Annotated in this window: 5 protein-coding genes; all 5 read left to right on the top strand. The window is 45.8% G+C overall.

The window, feature by feature from the left end; translation table 11 throughout:
* Window positions 1-633, top strand: a 633-nt coding sequence (locus tag BG32_RS08825; protein WP_121526693.1) for a hypothetical protein, incomplete at its 5' end; no start/stop codon positions are given.
* A 112-nt stretch (window positions 634-745) separates the two neighbouring features.
* Window positions 746-1,174, top strand: coding sequence for a Fur family transcriptional regulator (locus tag BG32_RS08820; RefSeq protein ID WP_006486607.1), 429 nt, complete (start codon window positions 746-748; stop codon window positions 1,172-1,174).
* 29 nt (window positions 1,175-1,203) lie between these two features.
* Window positions 1,204-2,235, top strand: a complete 1,032-nt coding sequence (gene pheS, locus BG32_RS08815) for a phenylalanine--tRNA ligase subunit alpha (RefSeq protein ID WP_006486606.1) — start codon at window positions 1,204-1,206, stop codon at window positions 2,233-2,235.
* Window positions 2,232-4,601 (top strand): phenylalanine--tRNA ligase subunit beta, encoded by a 2,370-nt coding sequence (pheT, locus tag BG32_RS08810; RefSeq protein WP_006486605.1) that lies wholly within the window; start codon window positions 2,232-2,234, stop codon window positions 4,599-4,601. The genes pheS and pheT overlap by 4 nt, the downstream gene beginning before the upstream one ends.
* Window positions 4,594-5,379 carry an inositol monophosphatase family protein gene (locus BG32_RS08805; RefSeq protein WP_006486603.1) on the top strand — a complete coding sequence of 262 codons (786 nt, stop codon included), beginning with the start codon at window positions 4,594-4,596 and terminating at the stop codon, window positions 5,377-5,379. Before pheT ends, BG32_RS08805 begins: the two co-directional genes overlap by 8 nt.
* Window positions 5,380-6,088 lie beyond the last annotated feature (709 nt).

The raw sequence follows: 6,088 nt of genomic DNA, 5'->3' as shown, positions 1-6,088 counted from the left end.
TCAGGCCATTTTGCTATCTTTCGCACAAGGAGTATTGCTTTCGAGCCGTTAACAAAAATCAAAGATGTGGAAGACAACTTCATTGACCTGGTGAACAGGAAGAACTATGTGGTCGATCTCTTTCTAGATCTTCCCAACAGCAGAAAAATCACCATATCATCGGGCAATCTAACTTTCGAAGCTACTTACGATGACAATTACAAGTTGTTGAAGCTGGTTAAGTCGTATCCATTTCATACTATTAGCGCGAGTTACAGAGGTTATTCGGAAATGTCTCACGAAGCGTTGACAAAGTTGTCAAACGCGACTGAAGGCATGATAATAATCCGTCCTCCAATCTACTTTTCAGAGGCAATGCTGGAAAAGCACTTTGCCTGGTCATCAATGGATTTCGCAACTGACGGAAAGACATATCTTTACACTGTTCTGATGTATTCGATCGAGTATGGTCGAATGGTTCTATACTTCTCATTCAATACCGAACCGGACTATCTTCAGAAGTTTTCCGCTCAGATGGCCCAGGCAAACGGTTACAGTTACGCGATTGAGAGACTCTCGGAGAACTCTGCGATTAGTCTTCTCGGGATGATAGATACAGAAACACTCTCTTCCCTTCTTGAAGATCTCTACTGAATGCGAGCGTTCACTAAAAGTAAGACTTATTGAGGTTTTCATAAAGATTTCTCAAAATTGATTGAATTCTGTTGTATAATCAACTCAAACCCTTTATGGAGGCTTTAATTGTATGGAAATAAAGGATACGGTTGCTCTTCTAAAAAGCAAAGGTTACAGAATTACTCCTCAGAGAGTCGCGATAATAAGGATTCTAAGGGATCATGAAGGCCATCCTGGAGTCGAAGAGGTTTTTAGATCGGTAATACAGGTTCATCCGAATATTTCGATGGCAACCGTTTACAACGTAATGGAAGTTCTCGAAAAGGAAGGAATCATAAAGGCTATAGCGAATTCGAAGAGATCGAGACGTTATGATTCAGATGTGAAACCTCACGGCCACTTCATGTGTAATAGCTGTGGGAGAGTCTTCGATATTCCGACGGAATATTACGAAGCTTGCTTGAAGGTGCTTCCTTCTGAAATGATTGACTTCGAGGTGAATTCTTTCGAACTTACCATCAAGGGAATTTGTCCAGACTGCAAGAAAAAACTTCTATAGACAAGTTTTATCTTTTTGGGGGTGCTGGAGTGAAGGGACTCGATATTAATCTACAAGAAGTCCTCGAAAGATTGATGAAAATATCCGACCTTAATGAGCTTCAGGAAGAAAAGTCACGGCTCACTGGAAAACAAGGCGTGATAACTTCTCTTATGAAAAAGTTGAAAGAGATTCCTCCTGAAGAGAGAAGAGAGTACGGAAAGACCGTAAACGAGTATAAGAATTTCATTGAAGAAGCTCTTAACAGGCGTAAGAGCGAACTGGAGAACAAGGCTAAAAAAGAAAGGGAAGCCTCTGAAAGACTCGATTACACAATTCCCGGAAAGAAAAGAGACATCGGTTCTCTACACTTGATAACGCAGATAATGGAAGAAGTGCAGAGTATCTGGGTCAGTATGGGTTTCGAAGTGACAGTGGGCCCGGAAATCGAGACCTCTTACTACAACTTCGAAGCACTTAATACCCCCGAGTGGCATCCCGCAAGAGACATGCAGGACACATTCTATCTTCAGGACGGAAGACTTCTTAGAACGCACACCTCGCCTGTGCAGATAAGAACGATGGAATCAAGAAAGCCCCCTCTAGCAATTTTCGCGCCCGGGACATGCTACAGAAAAGACACTCCCGATGCGACACACCTGCCGATGTTCCACCAGTTTGAAATCCTCTTTGTGGATAAGGGTGTTTCGGTGAGCCATCTAAAGGGCTCTCTGGACCATTTCGCCAAGAGGCTCTTTGGAGAAGACAGGAAGATAAGGCTGCGGCCAAGCTTCTTCCCTTTTACCGAGCCGAGTTTCGAAGTCGATGTCAGCTGCGGAATTTGTGGAGGAGTTGGTTGCAGAAGCTGTGGTGGAAGTGGGTGGCTAGAAATTCTGGGGGCCGGGATGGTGCATCCGAACGTATTCAGGAATGTTGGGTATGATCCGGAGGTCTGGAGTGGCTTTGCTGCCGGAACGGGCCTTGAGAGAATTGCTATGCTGAAGTACGATCTCGAAGATATCAGGGATCTTCTTCGCAATGACAGACGCTTCCTCAGGGGTTACAGGAGGGCAGTAATATGAAACTGTATCTCGAATGGATTAATGAATTCGTTGACATAAGCGACAAATCTCCCCAGGAATTAAACAACAGCCTTTCACTCAGCGGTACGGAAGTGGCGGGAATAGAGTATCCATGGAGCTATGTCCAGGGTGCGGTGGTAGGGAAGATTAAGTCAGCAAGACCTCATCCCATGAGTGATCGACTTCTGGTAACAAGGGTGGACGCAGGGGTTCGTGAACTAACAATTGTTACTGCCGATTTGACCGTTAAGGAAGGCGAAACCGTTGGCGTGCTGCCGGAAGGCTCCGTCCTCTCCGGTACGAAGATCGAGAACAAGGAGTTTCTAGGAGTTTTATCTGAAGGAATGTTCCTTTCTCTTGAAGAGTTAGAACTTGAAGAGAAGTCGCAAACGATAATGCGACTTGAGCAGGGCAAACCTGGAGAGTCCGTCATTGAGTTGCTGGGACTCGATTCGGCGGCTATTGAAGTGGAGTTGACTGCAAATCGTGGCGACTGTCTCTCAGTTGTTGGAATGGCTAGGGAGCTCGGTGCCATTTATGAGAGAAAGGTAGAGAGACCCTGTGTTGACGACTCAATCCCCGTTGGAGACGACCGACTGCTAAAGGTTACATTGAAAGATGAAGGCTGCACAAGATATACGGCACTTCTAATGAACGATGTAAAAATCTGTGATTCTCCATTATGGATGAAGAGAAGATTAGTAGCGGCCGGTTTGAGACCGATAAACAATGTTGTTGATATAACTAACTACATGATGCTCGAAACTGGCCATCCTATTCACGCTTTCGATGTTGATCGGATAGGATCTACGGAAATAGTTGTTCGTTCAGCAAGAAACGGTGAGAAGCTTGAGCTTCTGGACGGCAAAGTGGTTCAGCTCGACAGTAGCGACATGCTTATTACCAACGGTGAAACACCACTCGCTCTGGCTGGAGTCATGGGCGGTGAGGATTCCGGAATCTATTCTTCAACGAAAAGAGTCCTTTTAGAAGTCGCCGTCTTCGACCCAGTGAGAATCCGAAAAACATCGAGAAAGCTAGGAATCTCAACAGATAGTTCGTATCGATTTGAAAGAGGAATAGATTACGAAGATTCTATATACGTGATTCGGCGCCTTGCCGATCTCATGGAGAGGCTTAGTGGTGCGTCGGTTGCCTCGAAGATTGTCGATGCCGGCGGAACTGTTCCAGTCAAGGCCATAGATTTGAGAGAGGAATTTGTAACCGATAGACTGGGTGGCATAGTTCCTTCCGAAAAGATAGGCGCGATACTTGAGAGTCTGGGTTTCAAGACCGTGAGAACCGACTTCGGATGGAAGGTCACTCCACCGGCTTTCCGGTCCTACGATACGAGACAGGAGATCGATCTTGTTGAAGAGATAGGACGAATCTATGGCTACGACAAGATCGATAATGTATTGCCCAGAGTTCTGCCGATTTCGGGAGGTGTTCCGGAGTTCTTGAAAAGGCAGAAGAGAGTGAAAGATCTGATGGTTGCCAATGGCTTCGATGAGATTGTGACATACAGTTTCATGAACCCGGACGAGTTTGACAAGCTTGGAACTGATCCGAAACACGTCGCTCTCTTGAATCCTCTTTCAATGGACATGGCCGTCATGAGACCATCTCTCGTCTACAACCTCTTGGCAGCGGCTTCATACAATTACAGAAGACAAAACAGAGATATAAAACTCTTCGAAATAGCTTCTGTTTTCAATCCGGAAAGAGAGCAGAGTGAAACAACGGCACTGGGTTTTGTTGCTACCGGGAGGGAGAACCCACTTGATTATTCAGACAAAAGAATACTTGATTTCTTCACCTTCAAGGGAGTCATTGATGAGTTGTGCTCTCTATATGGTTTGGATCCCGTGTACAATCCCCTGACGATCTCCTGGCTTGAAAAGGGCAAGGCAGTATCGGTGGACGTTGACGGAACGGAAATTGGATTTTTTGGCGCTGTGGATATCTCAGCTGCCGATGCGCTTTATGAGATAAAGAGTGGTGAAGTCTACGTAGGAGAACTCAACATTAGCACAATCGAGAGCCTGATGAAGGGATTCTCCGGAGCGAAGAAAATCTCGCCATTCCCGAGGGTTTTTAGAGATCTGTCCTTCCTTGTTCCTGGCTCAATAGCCTATGGAGAGCTGGAGGAATTAATAAGAAGAACTCTTGACGGTACCTCTTTCGAGGAGATCAGGGTCTCTGACCTTTACAGAGGCAAAGGAATTGAACCTGGATACAAGAGCATCACAGTTACCCTGGCTTTTGAATCCTTTGACAAGACTCTCACTGACGATGAGATCAATACACTCATTGAACTCGTCTTAAGAGAAACCGAGAAGATTGGTGTGAAGCTACGTGGATAACCTCCTTCTCAATAATTTCAGCAAAAAGATTCGTCTGTATCTTCCGGAACTCTGGAGAAAGATCTCCAAAGAAGAGTTCTCTATTGAACGCAAGAGTGGATACAAGGACATAGTTACCTCTGTTGATCTGGAGATCGAGGACAACCTGCGTGTCTTCCTGCACGATCTTTATCCCGAAGCAGCCTATCTCGGTGAGGAGTCCGGTCCCGATGTAAGATCTTCTACAATGTGGATCGTTGATCCAGTTGATGGAACCACAAACTTCTCAAAATCCAACCCCCATTATTCTACTCAAATAGCTCTATACAGTGAAGGCCGAGTTGTTCTCGGAGTTACCTACGATCACAACAGGAGGGAGACCTTTCATGCGATCGAGGGGCAGGGCGCTTATCTTAATAACAAAAGGATCTGGGTGAGTAAGACGAGAGAACTCCGAGAAGCCACGAGCCATGTGGGGATGCAATACTCGTCTGAAACTGCTTTCGAGCGGATTACAAGGAGAATAAATAGAGCAATAAAGATCTGCAGGGGACTGCGAATAACCGGAAGTGCCTGTCTCGATTTTGCTTACGTTGCGTCTGGAAGAGCCGACATCTTCTGGGAAGAGACACTTAAACCCTGGGATGTCGCAAGTGGTATTTTACTCGTCAAGGAAGCCGGAGGTTTTGTCGGCAGCTGTGTCGAAGAGGATTTCGACCTGTTCAATCCAAACGTCCTCGTTGCGAACAACTCACCGGAACTTGTGAAAGAATTCCGCGATAGAGTCCTGTACGACTGAACGCAATTTATTTTTCAACCTGGAGAATTCATTTCAGACTGAACATTCCGTCACAATCATGCAGTGATAACTAACGCTTATTTGAATGCTCGGCTATACTGCGATCCTTTGAAAAGGAGTTTGAGCAATAAATGCTCCACTCTCAAGAAATTACGCGCTTATTGCTGTGCAAAAGAAAAAAGCAGCCTACTTCTTAAGGCAATTGCTTCCCCCTTCCCGCTATGTCTCTTGCCGGAGCTCTCGATAATGGTCTTTCTCGCCTGATCTTTTGGACGGAACGAGATGCTGAAACAAGTTCAGAACGACGCGAAGGGCAGGCTATCGACTACGGGGTATGGGGTCTCGTGAAGAGAACCGGCAATCAATTCAGGGTTTCAATGCAACTATGGAAGTTGTCCCGACATCGGTTTGTGGGAATCCCTCGCTTTGTCATCCCGGACTTGTTTCGGGATCTAGGTTTTGATCCTCTCGGCGGAGGACAGCGAACCGTTGACAGACAACGCGGTTTTCATCGGCGTTTATCGGCGCTTAGATGGAGATCCTGTGCAGAAACACTCACAGGATGACCCTGAACGGGAGCACGAAACACAGGCATCTGTTGCAGGTTATACGGGATGATAAAGTTAAGAAGTAGGTACGAGCTGCTGGGGATAAAAAGTCTTCTTTTTTTCACGCTATTCCTCAACTTTGACAGCAAAAGAGAATAAAT

It is taken from the genome of Mesotoga sp. HF07.pep.5.2.highcov, from assembly GCF_003666285.1.
Classification (GTDB): domain Bacteria; phylum Thermotogota; class Thermotogae; order Petrotogales; family Kosmotogaceae; genus Mesotoga; species Mesotoga prima.
This window is presented reverse-complemented; position numbering and strand designations above follow the sequence as displayed.